We start from the raw sequence: 20535 nt of genomic DNA on the forward strand, positions 1-20535 counted from the left end.
TTATTCTAGGTCAATCTTACCCGAAACAGAATTAATGATTATTTTTTTAACCGCCTCCGGCAAATCTTGATGCTTAATCATAACTTCTGATTCTGCCTCAATATCGCTGCCGTTAAAATAAATTTTGGGACGGGGCGGGTCAAAAACCACGCTTAAATTTTCGGAGTTAATAACCACGCCCTTAGGCAATGGGTATTCCGCAATAACCCCATCAACTGCCGTATAATTAAAATTCCCGTCTAAATCCGCAAAGTAAAGATAGCTGGTGGAGTCGGACGCAAAATAAAGACCATATCCGCCCTTGGGCACAACTCCCTCAATAAGTTCGCCCGCCACGGCCGCCGTCTGCGCCTTTTTTAAATTATTGGAAATTTCTTCCGCTCCTAAATTTAAAAAATCCTGCTTCTGACCGGCACGGAAATTAACCACCACAAACATGGTCATTAAAGCAAAAATAGTAATGGAAACTAAAAGTTCAACCAGGGTAAATCCGGAACGGTTTGGGAAATAGTTTAATTTTTTATATCTTTTTAACATGAAAAATAATTAGAAATTCAAAGCTTAAAAATTTAAATCAGCTGCCCCGAATTAAAATTTTGACTCCTATCTGATCAACTCCAGATACCAGATTATAATTTTTTCTCCGTAAAGCAGAGTTATGGCCGTCGCCACGGACAAAAATGTCCCAAAGGGGACAGCGCTTTTCAATGTTTTTATTTTACTGATTATAAGAATCAGACCAACTGCTCCTCCAATCACGTAAGCTAAAAATAAAGCCAAAAGAATCCCCGGCCAGCCAAGCATCAAGCCCATAAGAATCCCCAAACGAATATCCCCGCCGCCGATCCAGCGTCGGCGCGAAACAACGTATTGCAGCCAGAAGAATCCTCCGCCGACAACAGCCCCCAAAAGTAATTGCCACCAAAGAACGCCCATTATCAAATTTAAAATAATTGCCGCCACCATCGCGGGAATCGTAACTTTGTCTATAATCAGATAATATCTTAAATCATAGACAAAAATAATTATCAAAAAGGATACAAAAATCCACCCGCGCAAAATTCCTAACCAATGGCTAATGGCTAATAGCCAATGGCCATTTACTAATACACCGCTCTGATATGCTATTAATACAAATAAAATCCCCGTCGCCAACTCTACCAATGGATATTGCCAAGATATTTTATTTTTACAAAACCGGCAGTGGCCACGGAGAAAAATAAAGCTCAAAAGAGGAACTAAATCCCTCGCGCCTAAAGTATGCCCACACTTTACGCAATAAGAACGAACCTTGGTTACCAATGATTCCTTCTTATAAAACCGCCAAATTACGGCATTCAAAAAACTGCCGATTATCAGACCAAAAATAAAAACAAAAGTATAAAAAATGATTATTCCCATGCTTTTATTTTAGCATAATTTTCGCTTAAAACCAAAGCCCCCGACCTCGAGTATTCGGGATCAGGGGCTGTTTTAATCGGCAAAAATAAATTTTTACTCAACAGCGCATTCTTTAATGCCTTCGGGCGTGGAACAAACCGCCACGCCGGCCGATAAGCCCTGCGTCGGACTTTCCAAGGTAAACCTGATTTCATAATTATCACACTTCGCGCCTTCGGTATCGCAAGTCAGAGCTTGATAAGTGTAGGCATTATCCTGGGGAGGAGTAGGAGCTGGCTGTACTGATTTAATGTAAATTTGCGCGCCAGAGCAAGTATCCGTCCCCCAACCGGCGTTATCTAAGCATTTAAAATCAGCCCCCAGTTTTTTGGCCCCGTCTGATTCTTTCCCCGGGTAATATCCCCAATCAGCGTAAAAAATCTCCAGCGCCGTCTGATACTGTTTTACGTCCGCAATACGGCGTGCGTCGCGGCCTTTGGCACGGGCAGAACCCAAAGCCACTACCGCCAAGGTGGAAAGAAGGCCAATGATGGCTATAACCACCAAAAGCTCGATCAAAGTAAAGCCTTTTTTGGATTTGTTAGTCATACCTTTAAGTTAACTTAATATTTAAAATATTTTACACATTCTGGTATTATAGCATAAAAAGGGATAATAACCAAAGAGGAATTACTTTATCTCTCCAAATCTGGCGGCGTGAACTCCGGCCTTAAGCCCGCCAACTGTTTTCCCGAGACAAAAATCAATCTGATAATTTTTTCCATCCTCGCTGTGATAAGTAAAGGCGTTAAGCTCGGCCGTGCATCTGCCGTCAGCCGGAACCGGAGCAACCGGAATATAATTGAGATAAATTCTGCCATCGCAACTATCGCCGAAACCATTGGCGTCAAGACAAAGGGCTTTCCCTGAACCCAAGGCCAAACTGCGATAAATCGGGTAAGCGTTAAAATCATTAAAGTACATTTCTAATCCCGCCTGGATTTCTTTGAGATAGGCCACGCGCGCTACGTCTCTTGCCTTAACGCGCTCCGCCACCACAAACCACACAACTAAAAAAACAATTAGGCCGAGCGCCAAGATCGCCAGAAGCCATTGCACTACAGTTATTTTCTTTTTTTCTTCCACTTTCTGCTGCTCTTTTTCTATAAACATAGAACACGAATTAAAACGAATTAAATGCGCATTGAAATTTTTGGTCCCCTAGCCCCTGGTCCGTAAGCCGTAGTCCGTGAGCAATAGACTGCAGCCCCCCTTACAATTGCCCGGATAAATTATACATCGGCATAATTATCGCCGCCACCATCACGCCCACTGCTAAACCGATTATCACCATAATAATCGGTTCAATCAGGGTGACTAAACTCTGCACGGAATTATCAACCTCGCGCGTGTAAAAATTGGTTAATTTTTCTAAAACCTCGGCCGATTTGCCGCTTTGTTCTCCGATAGCCAGCATCTGCGGCAACATCGCCGGGATCATATCCGTATTTTCCAAAAAAATTTTAGACACGGGATTGCCGTCTTCCACGGACTTAGCTGTTTTAATAACCAAATCTCTATAAACGGCATTGCCCACCACCTCGGCTACAATCTTTAAAGCCGCCACTATTTCCACATTGCCGATAAAAAGGGTATATAAACTTCTTGTAAAACGCACTAAATATAATTTCTGAAAAATGGGACCGAAAATGGGTATTCTTAATTTTAAATAATCCCACTTATATCTGCCAGGTTCCGTGGCGGTATAAATCCTGAACCCGGCAACCAGCGCCGCCAGCGCAAACAAAAGAGCCCACCAATAGCTTCTTATAAAATCGCTCGTGCCGATTAAAAGCCGCGTAGATAACGGCAGTTCGGTTCCGGTTTCTTCTAAAACCCCGGTCAATTGCGGAATAACAAAAACCATCATCACTATGCCGACGATAATCAAGCCACCAACAATAAAACTCGGATAAGTCATCGCTCCTTTAATGCGATGTCGTAAATCGTAATCCTTCTCCTGCTGATCGGCTAAATAATTTAAAACCTCCGCCAGCCGGCCGGTGGTTTCTCCCGATTTGACAATGCCAATAAAAAAATTGTCAAAAACCCGCGGATACTTGCGCATCGCTTCAGAAAGTTTTGCTCCACCCTCCACTTCATCGGCAATATCCTTAATAATAGAACTAAAACGCTCATTTGAGGTTTGACCAATAAGAGTCCGCAGGGCCTGCACCTCTCTGACACCGGCGGAAATCATTACCGCTAGCTGGCGGGAAAAAATCACTAAATCCTTTATGGACACTCTGTCAAAAAAAGACAGGGAAGCCGACAAAACGCTTTCCTTTTTTCGCTCTTCAATAAAAAGTATGGTAAATCCCCTCTCGGCTAAAAGGTCCGAGGCTTCTTCCGGCGCAGCTGCCTCCACCACCCCGCTCACCGCTGCCCCATACTTATTTTTTACGCGATAATTATAAAGCGGCATTTAAAATTTCTATTAATCTTCTTGGGTTACCCGCAGAATCTCATCCACCGTGGTAACTCCTTCAAGCGCCTTAACTAAAGAGTCCTCATTCATGGTGATAATTTTTTGCCTTTTTGTCTCCTCCTTAACATCTGAAGTCTTATATCCCGAGACGATAATTTTCTGCATCTCCGGAGTTATTTCTAAAATTTCCGCGATGACGCTCCGGCCTTTATATCCCAAATTGCCGCACCGCGGGCAACCCTTGCCTTTATAAAACTTCAAAGGTTTTGATAAATCCACTCCTTTAGGCAAAGCTTCTTTGGGCAATTCCTCTATTTTCTTTCTTAAATTCTTTTCCATGTCTGGAGGAATATCCGCTTCAATTTTGCAATGCTCGCAGATTTTTCTGACCAAGCGCTGCGCGACCACCGCATTTAAAGTAGAAGCGATAAGAAATGGCTCCAATTTCATATCAATCAATCTGGGAATGACTCCGAAAGAATCCCGGGTATGGATGGTGGAAAACACCAAGTGTCCGGTCAAACCGGCATGAATCGCCAACTCTCCCGTTTCCCCGTCGCGAATTTCTCCCACCATAATCACATTGGGGTCCTGGCGCAATAAAGCGCGGAGTCCGGTGGCGAAAGTAAATCCGACCTCAGGATTAATCTGCGACTGATTAACTCCTCTGATAAAATATTCCACCGGGTCTTCCAAAGTTGAGATATTCACCTTCTCGTCATTAAGCATATTTAAAACCGTGTATAGAGTGGTGGATTTGCCTGACCCCGTAGGGCCGGTGATTAAAAACATCCCATTAGCTTTTTTAATATTACGTTCAATCACTTTGATTATCCACGGATGGAATCCTAGATCAGCTAACGCCAATGCTTTGGCTTTGGTTTCCAATATGCGCATCGCTATTTTTTCATTATCCACCACCGGAATACTGGAAACGCGGAAATCCACGTCGCGGTCATTAATGCGCAAACGGATTCTGCCGTCTTGCGGCACGCGCGTTTCATCTAAACGCAAATTGGCTAAAACTTTGATACGAGAAATAATTGCTTGGTGAAGGTAAATGGGCAACTTAAGATTAGTACGCAACATTCCGTCAATGCGGTAGCGCACCCGCGTTTCTTCTCTGCCCGGCTCGATGTGAATATCCGAAGCTCCCCCTTCTACCGCATGCCTAATGATAACTGAAACGATTTGAGCAACCGGCGCTTTTTTAATGACATCTTCTGACTCCAGACCCTCTGGGACCTCGTCCAACTGCTGTGTCCCCGGCGCCACTTCCGGACCAAATTTTTCCTTGGCCGCCCCCAAAACTTTTTCCACTTCCTTGCCAATGGAATCATATTTTTTAAAAGCCTCCTTAAAAGAAGAATCGGAGATAACGGCATATTCCACCTTGAGGTTGTTTTCTCCGGCCAAAAAATCCATGGCTTCTTGCGCCTCGAAACTCTTGGGATCAACCAGCCCCACTTTGACTTTGCCCTTCTCACGTTCAAAGGCAATCATTTTGTAATTCTCCGCAATGTTTTTGGGGACAATACTCAAAACCTCCGGCTTGATTTCTTTGCCAAGTAAACTTATGTAAGAAAAATTAAAAACAACCGCCTCCGCTTCCGCAAATTTTTCCTCTTCCACCAAACCCTGCCCCAAAAGCACCTCAACTAAGGTCTTCTCCTCGCTTTGGGACAAAACCTTTTCCTTCTGTTCCCTGGAAAGAAACCCTTTTTTTTCTAATTCTTCTAAAATTTTTATTTGACTATCGTCAAACATAATATCTAAAAAATTTATCCGTCTTAGTCCACCGCTCTAAATGGCTCCGGCTGACCCTTGGCTCCGGAACGCACCGGCAATCTCACTGATTCTTTGAGCGACTGGAATTTTGCGGAATCAAACAAATCTTTATCAAAAGAAGTTTCCAGCACCCGGCTTTTCTTGCCACTAAATACTCCGCCGGATGTTAAAGATATTCCGGAATCACTCCAAAAAATAATGTATACATAAATAAGGACTACAATAAATAAAATCGCCAACACCGTAAGTAAAATAACATTTCTTCTTTTGTTACGTCCTTCTAAAAATTGCATATTATTTATTCGCCAAATAATAGGTAGAGATATTTAAAGTGTATAAATCACTGCCGGAAGTAAAATTAATAGAGCGGACATCAAATAAGCGCAAATTTGATTCTACGACTGACAACATGTCTTTAAATTTGGAATAATCTCCGCCGGCAATCGTGGCGACAACCAATAATTTTTTCACGTCTTCATCACCTTTATTTTTGAAAAGGTTTTTCGCCGGACTGATATTTAGGGACGATAAATTAAACCCGCTCCCTTGAACTATTTTCTCAAACTGCGCCATCAGCCCCGGGATATCCTCTTCGAGCGGCAAAATTCCTCTTATTTTAGCAATGTCGTCTTCCGAAATAGACCCGTAATTTTCCCGCAAAGAAATAAGCTGCTCCAAATATAATTTTTTAGCAGCCAGTTCTTCCTGCTTGGCTTCCAAATTTAAAGCGCCGCTTATCTTAACTTCATTGTACTTTGGTTTAAGAATAAAAAACAAGCCTAAAACTAAAATTAAAATAGCAACTAGCGGAGTTATAATCTTAAAGTATTGTAATAAAAACAGCTTGAAAGGTGATAATTTTTGAGGTCTTTGATTCTCCATATTTTAGATATTACTTTTTAAAAACCCCGTCAACCAGTTTCAAGTCTATATTAAAGTTAACGCCGCTAATTTGTCCCTCTTCTCCTTCTTGCGCCACCGCCGAACTCACTATTGCTTCCTTCACAAAATCTACGGCCTCGCGGAAAGCCACGAGCTGGGCCGCGATAGAGCTGTAACTATCGGCCGTGGCGGATAAAACTACTCCGCCTTCAATGTCCGCCGCCAAACTAAGATAATAAACTCCGACCACGGTATTTTGTTCCAGCAAATCAAAAAACTTTGTCCAATAAACATGCTTGTCCAGCAGGTCTTTCACTAACTTAATTTCTTTCTGTAATTCCTGTGATTCCGCTTTAATGCCATCATATTTTTTTATTTCCTGGTCCAGCGCGGCTATCTTTCCACCAAGATTGGCCGTTTCATTCGTTACTTTTGATTCCTGCCAAACCATCCATAAAAATCCGGCGGCGATAACAAGGATTGAAAAAGCGATTACCAAAACAAAAGTTAAGAAACCATGACGGAAACGCTCCTCCGGCGGATTGGCGATGTCTTCGGGAATCAAACTCACTTTCATCCCCGGAATTGGCGGCTCGGCCTCGTGCTCCACTGGTCTCGGCTTCGGCTTTATGACAGTCGCTTTCTTTAATTCTTTTCTTTTTTCTTCTTCTCTTTTATTTCTTTCAATCCTCTCTCGAATTTTGGCTTCTTCCTCGGCTCGACGCACCGCTTCTTCTCTCAGACGTTCCGCTATATTTACTCCTGTCGGCTCTTCTCTCCTCACCCCTTGCTTCTCTCGTTCTTTCTGTTGTCGCGCCTCCTCTTTTTTTTGGTTTTCAATTTTTTCTTTTTTTTCTCTTTCTTCGAGTATTCTCTTTTTGGCCTCCGCCTTTTTCCTCCGCTCTTCCGCGGTACCGAAAAGCTTATCCCAAAAAGAAAATTTGGTCTTAGTTTCCAACGGTTGTGTCCATCCAGCCCCGTTTTTCCCTCCCTCGGGCACGTGTAATTTTATTTCAGTCACCGCCTTCTCTTTCCTCTGTCTCTCTTTTTCTTCTGCGCGGCGCATTTCTTCGGGGAGAAGGCTGATGTCTTTGTCTTTATCCTCCATATTTTATTTTTTGAAAATTAATAAATGTCTCTCATGGCCAGGCCGATGGGTACGGCAAATCTCGGCCCAATTTCCTCTAACAGTGGTTTTAGTTCTTCCGGATAAATCACTCTGGACCAGGGGTCACCTATATAAATCCGCATGTTTAAAGCTCGGGAAAGATAACCGGGAAAATCGAACAACAACGACGAACCGCCGGCTAAAATAATCTTCTCTATATCTTTCGCTTTTTCTCCCTCCTGGCTTTTGTAGATGTTCAAAGAATAACGTATTTCGTTAATTAAGGGATTCAAAGTGGCGGCTATTGCTTCATAAATTTTTGGATCAACCGCCCCTTGCGCTAAATCCAACTTAAATTGTTCGGCTTTCCCTAAATCAACGCCCAATTTTTGGCTTAGCGCCTTGGTAATCACCGCTCCGCCTATATCAATGCTCCGATTTATAAAAGGGATTCCGTTATCCACTATGGAAAGATTTGACCGGCCGGCTCCGCTGTCTAAAATTATCATCGGAGATTTGTCCCTTCCGACGAGCGAACGCACGAGGGCAAAGGCTTCGGTTTCCAAACTTAAAAGCTGCAGGCCGGCGGTTTTAAAAATAGCAATGTACTTCTCCACGAGTTTTCTCGGGGCGGCCGTAAGCAGAACCTGCACTCCGCTCAATTTTTCTTTAATGACCGGCTCCTCTTCAATGTTTTTATTGCTCTCCTTATTTTCCTCTTTTTCCGCTAACTTTCCTTTCACCCCGTTCTCATTTATAATTTTCCAATCCAAAATCATTTCTTCAAGCGGCAAAGGAATAATCTTCTTCGCCTCCCATTCCACCCTGCTCCCCAGCGCTTTTTTATTGCCCAATTCCTTAGCGGTAATGTCCGTTAAATTCAAAACTGAACTAAAAACCGAAAAAACCGGAATAGCGGCTATTGCTCGGGTGCTCCTTGTCTTTGCTCTGGCGCAAATTTTTTTAATTATTTCGCCGGTTTCTTTGGGGTAATCTATCAGGTCTTTTTCCGGAATTTCTTCAGTCTCCCGATTGACATATCCATAAGTCACAAGCCGGGCGCGTCCATTATCATTCAAGAGCTCCACAACTTTGATGCTGCCTTTGCCGATGTCAATTCCTAAATAACTTTTTTCTTTGGAAGTAAATAAAGGCATGTTGATAAAAATAATCCTACTTCTTTAGTATATCACAAAAAAATGTAAGACGAAATGCGCTCCGCCGTCTGTCACCTATCGGCCGGTTTTCACTATCGGCAGGGCTTTAGTAAGATCCACCAGACCCGGCGGAGGATTGGCTTGAGCGCGGCCGTCGTAGATAATGCTTTCTGCGCCGCGAGTCATGGAAGCGAATAACCTTTCAAATTTAAACTCACGCGCGAGCATTAAACCTTTGACCGTCAGAGGGTTAAAGCCGGAACCAGTACTGACCGTGCCTTCCACGTAAAAAGTGCCGACTATTTCCGTGACCGAAGGGGCGATATTCAGATTACCAAGAACAATCCACCCCAGTGAAGCTAAATCAGAAAGTTTATTGGCTGGCACGTCATTATAGCTGATATTGCCCTCGATATTTAAATCACCATAAACGACGATCAGGCCCTTACCGCTGTCATTTTTGATTCTTAACGTTTCCACGTCTAGCCCAGTCCTACTTATATAGATATTATTGCCCAAAGCGAAATCGGTCGGCAAAGAGTCAATTTGAAAAACTTTACCGTGCTGTCCGCTGTTAATTCCGTCTAAATCAATCTTACCTATAATATTGGTAAAGCGGTTAACAGACTGCGGATAATTAAACGGCTGATCCACGGATTCATAACAACCGGCAGCGCTGGTTAAATTAACCACTTCACCTTTAGCGCGGACGCAATAGGTGGCGTTGTAATATCCGGTCGGCGGAACAAATTCCGCTTTGGCCGAACCGCGAGTATAAATGCCTCCGAACTGCGTCTCTAACCACGGATAGCCGAGCGCGCCGCATTTTTCATTTTCGCCCGGACACTGGATATCGTCGGTGCAGATAAGCCCGGACTGGTCGCAAACGCCCCAGCTCTTCACGCAATCCTCGCCAAAATAGCAATACTCCCAACCAATAACATTTTTTTCTTCATCATAAATAAGCTTGATACCGACTTCTTTTTCGCAATAAGCAAAAATGCCGCAATCGCTATCTTCCACGCAAACTTTAGACTCATTATCGCTGCAGCGGCCGTATCTTAAATCGCAATTATTCACCGGGCATTGTAAATTATCGCCGCAGACATCGCCGCTCAAACTGCATTCCGCGTCCACACAAACATTGGCCGGGCAATCACTGTCTTTAAGACATTCCTCATCGGAAACTCCGCACCTCCCCTTTTCTTCGCAAGCCCCGCCAACACAGGAACCGGTGGGACAATCTGCGTCAGTAGAACAACCGATGACACAAATTCCGTCCAGACATTTTTCTTCGTCGGAACAATCGGCGTCCGTCGCGCAAAGGTTAACGCAAACGCCGCTACGACACACTTGCGGAATAAAACAATCGCTGTCCGCGGAACATCCCTGAGGTATTAATTGGCAAGCGCTCCAACAATCCTGGCTTCTCAAGCATACCTCGGCGGGATCGTTAGAGCAAGCGCCACCTTCTTCGCCGAGATTACATATCGGCCAACAATTTTCATCGGCAGCGCACGCCGCTCCACTATATTGGCATTGGCCATTGGCCAGACATTTATCTAAACAATCTTTCCCTGTTAGACAAATCTTCGCCGGATCTCCCTCGCAATATCCGGGGGTCTTCTTACAAATACAATTTTCTGCCACGCATTCCAAATCTCCGGGTTCACAGGCGCACTGGCCATCCAAAATACACAAACCTTGAACGCAATCCGCTTCTTCGGAATTATTAGAACAGGAGCCGATGCCGTTGTCGCAATAATTAGGAAGACAATCCTCGTCCGTGGCGCAAGTCGTCTTACTTACGGTGCAAAAATTTTCGGAACAAAAATTCCGCGAACAATCGCCGTCCGTGAGACAGGGTTTGCTGTCTAAAACGCAAAGTCCGCCCGGCTCGCAAATATCGCCAAAACCGTTAGCATTCAAATCCGACTGGTCCGGATTAAAAAGATTGGGGCAATTGTCGCAGACCAATCCAGGATTCCTATACAACGATTCTTTGGCGTGTGTGCCTTCTACTGCTCCGTCCTGGTCCCAATCCGCCAACTGACAAAAATGGCCGTCGGGATAACTAAGGGGGTCATTATTACAAACATAAAAAACTTTGCGGTTAGATTCTATTAGAAAACCCTCGTTATCAGTCACGCTCGCGCTTAGATAATAAATGCCATCGTTTTCAATGTTTAAATCGTTTCGTAAACTATATTCTCCGGAACAGACCGTAGTGCTGCCGTCGCCGGTTTTCACCGCCGTGCCGCTATAAACTTCATCTCCGCTATCGTTGGTTATTTTTAACCGGCAAGTGTTGTTTGGCGCGTTAAAAAAGGCCGGGAAGCTTCCGTTGTCCGCCGCGCGAAAACCGGCATTTTTGAAAATCAATTTGTCTTCGCGGCGGAAAAATGGCGAAACAAGAGTCGTGAGTTCAGTTCCCTGACCGTCTTTAAAATAATTTCCCTCTTTATTTTTACGCTCCAAAGTGATGTCGCCGCTCGGCACCGGAACAACGTCAATCATAACAGAATTAAGATTAAAATTTTCTCCGGTGTTGCCCGCCCCGTCCCGCGCTTTAACTGCGATATCCCACATATCATCGTTGGTGATGTTGGGAAGGGAAGCGCGACAATCGGCTCCGGCATCACTCTCGTAAACCGACGGCGTTTCATCATTATCTATAAAAGCGTTCCAAGAAGTGGCTTCGGCATAGCAACCGCAAATGCCGCTGTCTCCCGTAGCCGCGTCCGTGGGAACTCCGCGCCAAGCAATCGTTCCGCCATAAGGAACAATAACTCTTTGCATCGGCTCTTCCATACCTCCCACCTCAATTTCCGTAACCGACGGAGGAGTGGCTTCGTATAAAGTCGTGGTTAAAGAAAGGCTCCCGCTTTCCGCTCCGCCGTTGCCATAAACATCAACCAAATAACTTTCGGCCGGCGAGGGCGCGACCGGAACCGGACAAGAGATGTTTAAAATAAAATTTCCTAGGGAAGAATTGGCCTGCAAAAACGCATAGCCCTTGGTTGTATTGGTAGCGTCATCACATTTGAAAAGCACGTCAATTTTTTGCCAGTCGCCGGTGCCGCTAACTGAACATTTAGAAACTGTTCCGTCGCAAAATTTATAAGGATAATCATAATCCGAATCATACTTAGAACCGATTTTTATCTGTAAAGAAGTATAACCGCCCGTGCCCCTGATTTCCAATTTATGCTCGTTGCCGATACGGACATTTTTATATTGACGAACGCTAATGGAGTTGCTCACGTTTTTCCAGGAAGGATAATCATAATCCGGAACATTGACGCAAGCGGCCGTCTTCCAGGGGCCGGCACAATCGCCGGCACCCGAACAGCCGCTGTCTAAACAATCGCGCGCTTCGTCGCCATCATTGTCAAAGGAGTCGGAGCATAATTCCGCGTTACTCTCCCCGCCGCATTCTTTATCCAAATCATAATAATAATCCACTTGAGCCGCTCCGATACAGGAACCGTCGGCGCAGTCGGTGGCGCCGTTGGCGTCATTGTCAAAATCATCAAAACACATCGCCGCTTTCTCGCCGCCGTCTGCCGCGCAAGAAGCGGCATTAATCAAACTGCCGAGCTGGCCCGCGCAATCTCCGTCGGCGCAATCAAAACCGCCGTCTAAATCATTATCTAAAGAATCGGCGCAGGAACCGTAAGTAATATCTTCAATATCGGGACAAGGGCCGCAGTTGCCGAACATCTGCCAGCAATCCGGCGCCTGACCGCTTTCGTGCCGGTCATCTTCGCAGTCAAAACCGCCACTGGGCGAGGATTCATGGATGTAATTGCCATCCGGGTCGTCGCCGTCATTGTCACGGCCGTCACCGCAAACCTGATAGAGCCCTGTTTCAAATTCATTGGGATAGCAAATCTGCCCCGTCTCCAAATTTTTCACGCCCACGCAATCCGGGTCACCGCAATCAATCCCGCCTTCGGGATTAAAAATATACTTGTTCTGCGTTTCGTTCCAAATATAATAATCCAAATCATTGTCCGCTTCATCAAAACAAAGATGCCAATCTTTTTCTCCGTTCTTATTTATCAACTCGCTGAACGGGCAGGCGTATTTCTTGCCGGTCGTCGGGTCTTGATATTCGCCCTCCCCAAATTCCACGAGCCGGCAATCATAATCCTTACAGTCCAGGCCGCTGTTGGAATTTTTATCCAAAGAATTAATGCCATCGTCATAATCATTATCTACGCCATCAACGCACCAAGCCGAATTACTATTTTCTTTGGCCGGGCAAGGATGATTGACGCTATCGGCCGACAGGCCGCCCAGCTTCCAGCAATTAGTATCCGCGCAATCATAATAATCTTTATTAAAATAGTGGTTCGTGGCGGCGAAAACGCCGTTGCCGTTATCAATGTCATTGTTAAAACTGTCACGACAACTCAAAGGATAACCTTTGGCTTCTCCTTCACCAGCCACGCCGCTATTATTATACCAACATAAGTTTTCGCCATTATCAGGGTCGCCGGATTTATCTTCGCAATCTAAATCGCGGCAATCAACGCCGGTGGCGGCGTCATAATCAAAATACAGTGAGTCAAAAGCGTTTCTCTCACTGACCCCATCCTTATCAAAATCATTGTCCCAACGGTCAAAACAATTACTCTCTTCACCGGCCAAAGTTTTTTCGTCCGCGTAACGGCAATACACATCATTTTCTCCGACTTGACCGGCGGACAAATTATCGCAATTGGCGTCGCGGCAGTCGGCAACGTAATCCAAATCATTGTCCACTCCATCGGCGCAACGCGACTCGGCGGTAATGACGCTGCCGAAAATTTCCGATTCATTGCTCCCCGAGGGAGCCGCGGCATCAACGTAAAAATAAATGTTATCTCTGGTCGCTTGACCGAATTCAATAAAAGAAACTTCCAAGGGGTATCCGCCGCCATCCATGATACCGGGCAGAGAAATACTTGCCACAAAATCTATTGGCTGATTTTCGCTGGGGCTTTTGGCCGTGAAAACTTTAGTATTGGAAATGCCCACACAATCCAAAGTTTCGGCCGTGGAGCGCGGGTCGGGATTTTCCATAAAATATTGCTGGCGCTTGGTGACGGAACAATCCGGCGGGTCAATAATCTCTCCGCCCGGCTGAACGGGAAAAGCGCCGGCTGAAAAATTTACTGCCATTCCCCCGCTCGCTGGCGCCTGAAATCTTATTTTAAAAACTCCGTTGGGTTTAATATGCTCCGTATACCAATACTTGATTGTCCGGCCGGCTAAAGAAACTTCCCGCGCGCAGACATTGCCCGCGCATCCGTTACTCTTAATAAACGCCTGTAAAAAATGATAATTACTAAAAAATAAAAACCCGCCGGCCAGCACAATAATGCCGGCGGCAATAGTAATTGATATTATTTTTTTATTTTGTCTAAACATGTTTTATTTTGCTTTCCTTTTTCCAACTCCCCTTTTTATCTCCTAACTCCGCCCCCGCCCCATTGTCATTCTGAACCCCGAGAACTCGGGGGAAGAATCTCAGATTCAGATCCCTGCCTGCCGGCCCGCTTCGCCCCCCCGACGTAATGTCGAGGGGCTCAGGATGACACAACTGTTTTGTAAATATTCAATCGGTATTTGAAATTTGGGCGTTAGATATTTATTTGTAATTTAAAATTTACAATTTATTATTCCTTATCTCTTATAAATACATCCTGCCGCGCCGCAACAAATTCCTCTTTTCTCTAAATTACAAGAATAACCAAGCGGGCAGTCGTCATTTATTTTGCAGGGGCAAAAATAAGCAAGCCCGCGGCAATCGGAATCGTCGCAGTCAATAAAGCCATCGCCATCGTTATCATCTCCATCATGGCAAAATGTTTCTACGTTATCGGCTTGCGGAGAGAGAGTTTTGGCAAACAAAGCGTCTCCGGTAAAACCGCAAATGGCGCTCTGATTCAAATAAAACCTATTTAAAAATCCTTTGTAACAATCTTGCGCGCGGTAAGTGTCATACTCTTCAGACTCCAAACCAAACCAGGAATTTTTATGAACGTAAATTGGCTTTAAAAAATTATTATCGTTTTTGAGGATGAAATTACGATTTACCCCTCCTGCCGTCATATTTATAGAGCATTCTTCAATGACCCATGGTTTGCCGCTGGAGTCAGTCACTCCTGATTCATTTGTCCCTAAAATGTATGACGGCAATTCTATTATGTCGAAAACGGTGATTTGAGATAAAGTTTTGTCACCCATAGCGATATAATTATCGTTGCTGTTTTTTACCTTACAACTGATAACAGTACCGGCTGGCGCTCCGGCTATGGACAATCTAATGACAAACTGATTTTGATACAACGACCGGCCGGGCAAACCTTCGGGGGGAGGCGTTGGCTCGTAAAAACCTTCCGGACGGATAGGGTCACAGGCATCGCCCACGCCGTTGTTGTCTAAATCAGCTTGGTTGAAATTGGGCACGTAGGGGCAATTGTCGGCATTATCAAAAATAGTATCGCCGTCAAAATCATTTTCGCAGGCATCGCCCACGCCATTGCCGTTGGCATCAGCTTGGTCGGGGTTGGGAACAAGCGGACAATTATCCGGGCCGCCACTACAGCCGTTACATTGCACAGCGGGGTTATCACAAATATCATCTCCGTCAAAATCGCATTCGCAAATATCGCCCACGCCGTTGTTATCCGCGTCTTCTTGCGCAGGATTGGGAACAAGCAAGCAATTGTCATCACAACCCTTACCCGCACAAGTCCCGGCCTCTTCGCCCAAGCATAGACCATCGCCCGGCCAGCCGCTGCCATTGCCGTCGTCCAAAACACAATCGCCGTCCGTATCGTCTTCACAAACATCGCCCACGCCGTTGCCGTTAGCGTCTTCCTGATTTGGATTATAAACCAAAGGGCAATTATCCAATGGGTCAGGAATTCCGTCATTGTCATCGTCAGTGTCGCAGGCATCGCCCTGCCCATCTCTATCAGTATCTCTTTGGTCGGGATTTTCTATATCCGGGCAATTATCCACGCAAATTTCCCCGGCGGCGCAGTCGCCGTCGCCGGAACAAGAAATTTTGGCGTATTGCGGACGGGAACAATAATCAGGAGTGGAGTTGACGCAAACCTCGCCAGCCGGCGGAACACATTCAGCGTCCCCAACACAAGTTTTGGCGCAAAAACCTTCTCCGCCGGTGGATTGGCAGATATTGTCCGGACAATCGGCATCCGACTGACACGCGCCGCGGCTATATTTACAGATATTATTTTCGCAAATATTTATGGGACAATCGGCGTCAGTTAAACATTCTCCGCCGCTATAAACGCAGGAATCAAAACTATCGCAGACATCGCCCACGCCGTTAGCGTTGTAATCCGACTGGGCGGGATTATAAAACCCGGGGCAATTGTCGCAAACCAATCCTGATTTTTCGTATAAACCTGATTTAACCGCCAGTCCTTCCGCCGCGCCGTCCTGATCCCAATCGGCCCGCGCGCAATCATGGGAAGGGTCGTAAGTTTTGGCCGGGTCGCAAATGTAAAAAAATTGTTTATTGGAATCCACCCAATCTAAATCGCTGTCCTGTAGGGAAATAAAAACTTCGTGGCGGCCTTCGCTTAAACCAGTCAAAATAACTCCTTGGCTGGAACTGCAAACCGCAGGATTAGCGCCCACGCAAGTCGCTTCCCCTTTTACTTCATTATCAATCGTCACTTCCGCCGCCGAAGCAAAACTATCCCCGTCACCGGTTCTGAAGCTGGCGTTTTTAACCAACAAGTGTTCACCGGTTGAATAAAAAGGCGAGATAAACGCCGGCGGAATCGGACTTTGAGGGTCTAAATACGCTTGTATCTCTTCCAAAGGTTTATCCAGACCGAGATTGGCAATCAAAGACGGCTGGACTTCTATTTTAATATTTTTGGTAAATGTTTCGCTCACATTGCCAGCGCCGTCTTTGGCTTTAACGCTTAAAACATAATTGGAATTATCAACGGTAAAAATGGCGGGCGATTGCTCCACGCAAAAATTACTGACGGTTTCGGTATTTTCGGAGCCATTGAAATTAAAAACGCAATCACAAATTCCCGATTCGTCGTTAGAAGGCACGGCACGAAAGAACGACTGACTGCCATAGGCCACTTTCACTTTGTCTCCGCCAATAATTTCTCCGCTGTATTCCAAACGGGTGATTACCGGCGCCGCGCTTTCCCAAAGACGGCTGGAAATAATTGTGTCAATCGTATCCGAGCTTTCATCAATTTTGGCCGCGTCAACTAAAATATTGTAATCTCTTTCCTCCTGCGGAATGGCGGGAGTATCGCAGGCCACGGTGATATTAAAACCGTTTAGAGTTATTTCCGGATTGGAGCTAACGGCAAACCCGTTATCGCCGGAAGAAACTAAAATAAATTGGTTCAACTCATTGCCGGAAATTATTTCGCAGGTGGAAGCCAAATAGGGATAATATAAATCAGGGTCGGTAAGGTCGCCGGCCAAAATTTGAACGGCCGAGTATTGGCCCGTCCCCTTGATATGTATTTCGTGCTGCGCACCTGCGTACAAATCCGTCATCTGCTCGGCGATAGTGATGGTGTCATCTAGATTATTATCAAACGAAACCGTAATCGGCGGAGCGGAAGCAAGACACTCCACTCTTTGCCAATCGGCCAAAGCGCAGGCCTCGCCCGTCTGGCAATCAAAGTCAATGCAATCTATATAATTATCTAAATCGTTGTCTTTGGAATCAACACACAATGCCGGCGTCTTTTCTTCCGCGCCACCCGAAGAGAACGGACAAAGTTTTGCGTTGGCCGTATCGCCGACCTGGCCATCGCAATCGTCATCCGCGCAATCGACGTTTCCGTCCAAATCATTGTCCTTGCCGTCGGCGCAAGAAGCCCAAGTTATATTCTCTTTATCCGGACAGGGGCCGCAGTTGCCAAAGTTTTGTTTGCAATCCAAATCATTACAATCAGCGGCGCTATCTCCATCATCATTATTGCTGTTAGCACAAAATTGGTAAAAGGTTTCGCTCGGCTCATCCTGAATAAACTCATACTGCCGACAAATCTCGCCTGGGCAGGGGTCGGAAATGGCCAGCGCTCGGGAAACAAAAAAACCGCCCAAAATAAAAACAAAAGCGGTGATAAAAAACATTACCAGTTTTCTATGGTTTTCTCGCATGGGAATCTTGATTTTCTAAAGATATTATAACATAAAAACAATAAAACATTAAAATAAAAACTCCTTACGCAATTACCCCGGCGCAAACAGGTCGGACGGACTCGCGCTTCGCCCGAAAAAGGGATATGCCTATTCGGCACACGCGCTCGCCTTGGGGTTGGCGCGGGCAAATATTAAAAAACCAGCTCCCGAGTTTGGGGGCTGGTTGGGTGATTTTTATCACTAGAATCGTTAGAGCGGTTGCTGGTTGTTGTCAAACATAATGACTGTTACGCCGTCAGCAAATCCTTTGACTTTCCAGGTCCCAAGCGCCGATGGCTCTCCGTTTATTAAGGTGGCTGTCGAAATAACATATAATTGGGGGAGTATATTTATGCCCGCATAGATTGCATCAGGGTCTGTGGATGCAGCCGCGGGATCCGGGTCGGTTCCGGTAAAATAAATAACTGTGTCAACTGGAGGATTAAACCCAACGACGGCATTCTCAACTTGCATATCCGTGCAATCGTGAATTTCGCCCATAATAGCACCTCTTCCTGCATCAATGGAACCTATCCCAATAAGGACTGGGATTAAACTATACGTGCTATCAGCTACTACATTCGCAGTAGTTGAACCGGCTTCAATTGGAACTTTGTCGCCATCAAGACCGCTAGAAGGAATAAACTGATTATACTGATACGTATCAACAAAACTTTCTCCGCTAACCTTGAATACGAGTTGCGTATCAAGTGGCACTTTTTCTGACGTAGCATAAAAGCTATGGTTGCCGCACTTTTCAACGCCGATGCTTTTTGAAACCGCCCTCGTGATGAAGTCGCCAATTTCTCCGTTTTCCGCAAGGAGAAAAATTTCAACTGTGAGCCCAACTGTTGACTGATCAAGACCAAAGGCATCAAGGCACCCCTCAATAAGCGCAGTCTTTGCACCTGGTTGAGATATCTCACCAACGCAGCTATTGTCAACTTTATTTCCGCCCTTGACAACGCCTTCTGTAGTCGGCTTAACGACACAAACTCCGCCAATACAAATATCGTCACCGCAATCACTATCCACTACACACCCCTCTGATATTGTATCATCATTATCATTGTCGTCATCATCGGCAATGTCATCATCATCTACAATATCGTCATCGTCTGCCGATTCGCAAATACCGTTTTCGCCACAAGAAAACCCTTCCGGGCATCCTTCAATACGACAGTCAAAATCATCGTCGTCTGCGGTATCATCATCGTCCGCATCATCATCTGCCGTGTCATCGTCGTCATCATCACCTTCGGATATCTCGCAATAAAAGTCATCATTGCAAAAAAAACAAAAATCACCAGAACAACTATAACCACCTTCTGAGTCACAAATGTTCCTTTCATCACAGGGCCAACTGCAAAAACCCTTAATACATTTTTGCCTTTCATTTTGCTCTCCCCCATTACGAAAAGGACAACCATCATCGGTCTCACATAAAAAAATCTCACTTGAATAACCGATTTGGTCATCGTCACATCTGGCCTCCTCCGGGTTATCATCATCAATAACACAAAAACTTCCCTCGCCACAATCAGTGCTACTCTTACAAAGTTTCTCCTCATCCCAAGCCGCCCCTACACAAACATTGGAAGAATCATATTGCCCGACAACAAAAATATCATAATCCCTGTCATACCCACATCCAGTACTATATTCTTCTTTCCGCCAGCAAAGAGACTCTTCTCCGGTGAAACTATGATACTCGTCATACTCGCCACCGACCTTAAAATCATCTTTAAACTGTCCTAAAATATCATACCCGGACTGTTCCAGAAATTGTGACTCCAACGGTATCCCCAAGATTTCAACGCACTTATCAGCCGTAGATTCTCCTTCTATTTGTTCTACACTCCATATTCCTCCGAAAGCACGGCAACCATCGCCATTAAGACCACAGGCCGCAATTCTTGTGTAATCACAGTGCGCATCTGGTTTAGTGCAGGGCAAGAACCAATGATGACAAGTTGTGTAGCTCATCTCTCCGCTATCATTAAAATAAGCAACACAAAGTTCGTTACTGTCGCAATCTTTTGTTAACGTCCAAGCATATCCACCGCCCTTGGCTTCCAGGCATTCCAGAGTAGCCGAACGATCTGGCGAACAAGTGTTTGCTTCCACCTCATAGCAAGCATCGCCTGGCTTAGCGGTGGACAAAGCATTCTGTTTGTCGCCAAAAAATGGGAAAGAGGATTTATCTCCATAATCACCTGCCTCTCCTTCATCCACATCATCGTCCCCTTCTCCTAAACTTCCGTCGCAGGCGGAAAACAATGCCGCCGCTACAACAACCGCCAACAACAAAAACCATTTTCTTTCAAGTGTCTTCATTTTTCTACCTCCATGTTTTTAATTTTTTACCAACAAAATTTATTTTGACCAAAATTTAATTTTGGATTATCAAGGAACGCAAATTAAGAATAGCATATATTAAATGAACGGGTTTGTCAAGACATGTCAGCCAAACGGGGTTCTCGTGTTTGCTGTTTTGCTGTGTTATGTGAAATGATGATTCTCATTTGTAGAGACCCCGC

The 20535-nt window shown here is 45.2% G+C and carries 13 protein-coding genes; all 13 read right to left on the reverse strand.

The annotated features are described in order from the left end of the window. Complete coding sequence (locus PHG22_02600; protein MDD5490661.1) at nucleotides 1–537, reverse strand: prepilin-type N-terminal cleavage/methylation domain-containing protein; 537 nt, start codon at nucleotides 535–537, stop codon at nucleotides 1–3. A gap of 66 nt (nucleotides 538–603) precedes the next feature. Further along, on the reverse strand, nucleotides 604–1401 hold the full coding sequence (locus tag PHG22_02605) for a prepilin peptidase (GenBank protein ID MDD5490662.1): 798 nt from the start codon (nucleotides 1399–1401) through the stop codon (nucleotides 604–606). Nucleotides 1402–1494: 93 nt separating this feature from the next. Beyond that, the gene (locus PHG22_02610) at nucleotides 1495–1989 is read right to left on the reverse strand and encodes a type II secretion system protein (protein MDD5490663.1); all 495 of its coding nucleotides are present in this window, start codon (nucleotides 1987–1989) and stop codon (nucleotides 1495–1497) included. Nucleotides 1990–2070: 81 nt separating this feature from the next. Continuing rightward, entirely contained in the window at nucleotides 2071–2553 is a 483-nt protein-coding gene (locus tag PHG22_02615) for a hypothetical protein (protein MDD5490664.1), read from the reverse strand. Between the two features lie 100 nt (nucleotides 2554–2653). Continuing rightward, nucleotides 2654–3865, reverse strand: a complete 1212-nt coding sequence (locus PHG22_02620; protein MDD5490665.1) for a type II secretion system F family protein — start codon at nucleotides 3863–3865, stop codon at nucleotides 2654–2656. A gap of 12 nt (nucleotides 3866–3877) precedes the next feature. Then, a complete protein-coding gene (locus PHG22_02625; protein MDD5490666.1) occupies nucleotides 3878–5635 on the reverse strand; it encodes a GspE/PulE family protein in 1758 nt (585 codons plus the stop codon). A 23-nt stretch (nucleotides 5636–5658) separates the two neighbouring features. Continuing rightward, nucleotides 5659–5949: a hypothetical protein gene (locus PHG22_02630; protein MDD5490667.1), complete on the reverse strand. Its 291-nt coding sequence runs from the start codon at nucleotides 5947–5949 to the stop codon at nucleotides 5659–5661. Nucleotide 5950: 1 nt separating this feature from the next. After that, the gene (locus PHG22_02635) at nucleotides 5951–6538 is read right to left on the reverse strand and encodes a hypothetical protein (protein MDD5490668.1); all 588 of its coding nucleotides are present in this window, start codon (nucleotides 6536–6538) and stop codon (nucleotides 5951–5953) included. A 10-nt stretch (nucleotides 6539–6548) separates the two neighbouring features. Beyond that, entirely contained in the window at nucleotides 6549–7646 is a 1098-nt protein-coding gene (locus PHG22_02640) for a hypothetical protein (GenBank protein MDD5490669.1), read from the reverse strand. Nucleotides 7647–7663: 17 nt separating this feature from the next. Beyond that, nucleotides 7664–8803, reverse strand: coding sequence for a pilus assembly protein PilM (gene pilM, locus PHG22_02645; protein ID MDD5490670.1), 1140 nt, complete (start codon nucleotides 8801–8803; stop codon nucleotides 7664–7666). 75 nt (nucleotides 8804–8878) lie between these two features. Then, nucleotides 8879–14221, reverse strand: coding sequence for a hypothetical protein (locus tag PHG22_02650; GenBank protein MDD5490671.1), 5343 nt, complete (start codon nucleotides 14219–14221; stop codon nucleotides 8879–8881). Nucleotides 14222–14476: 255 nt separating this feature from the next. Then, nucleotides 14477–17974, reverse strand: coding sequence for a thrombospondin type 3 repeat-containing protein (locus PHG22_02655; protein MDD5490672.1), 3498 nt, complete (start codon nucleotides 17972–17974; stop codon nucleotides 14477–14479). Nucleotides 17975–18205: 231 nt separating this feature from the next. Continuing rightward, nucleotides 18206–20332, reverse strand: coding sequence for a hypothetical protein (locus tag PHG22_02660; protein MDD5490673.1), 2127 nt, complete (start codon nucleotides 20330–20332; stop codon nucleotides 18206–18208). Nucleotides 20333–20535 lie beyond the last annotated feature (203 nt).

The sequence above is a fragment of the Patescibacteria group bacterium genome (assembly GCA_028716045.1).
GTDB lineage: Bacteria > Patescibacteriota > Patescibacteriia > JAQUQO01 > JAQUQO01 > JAQUQO01.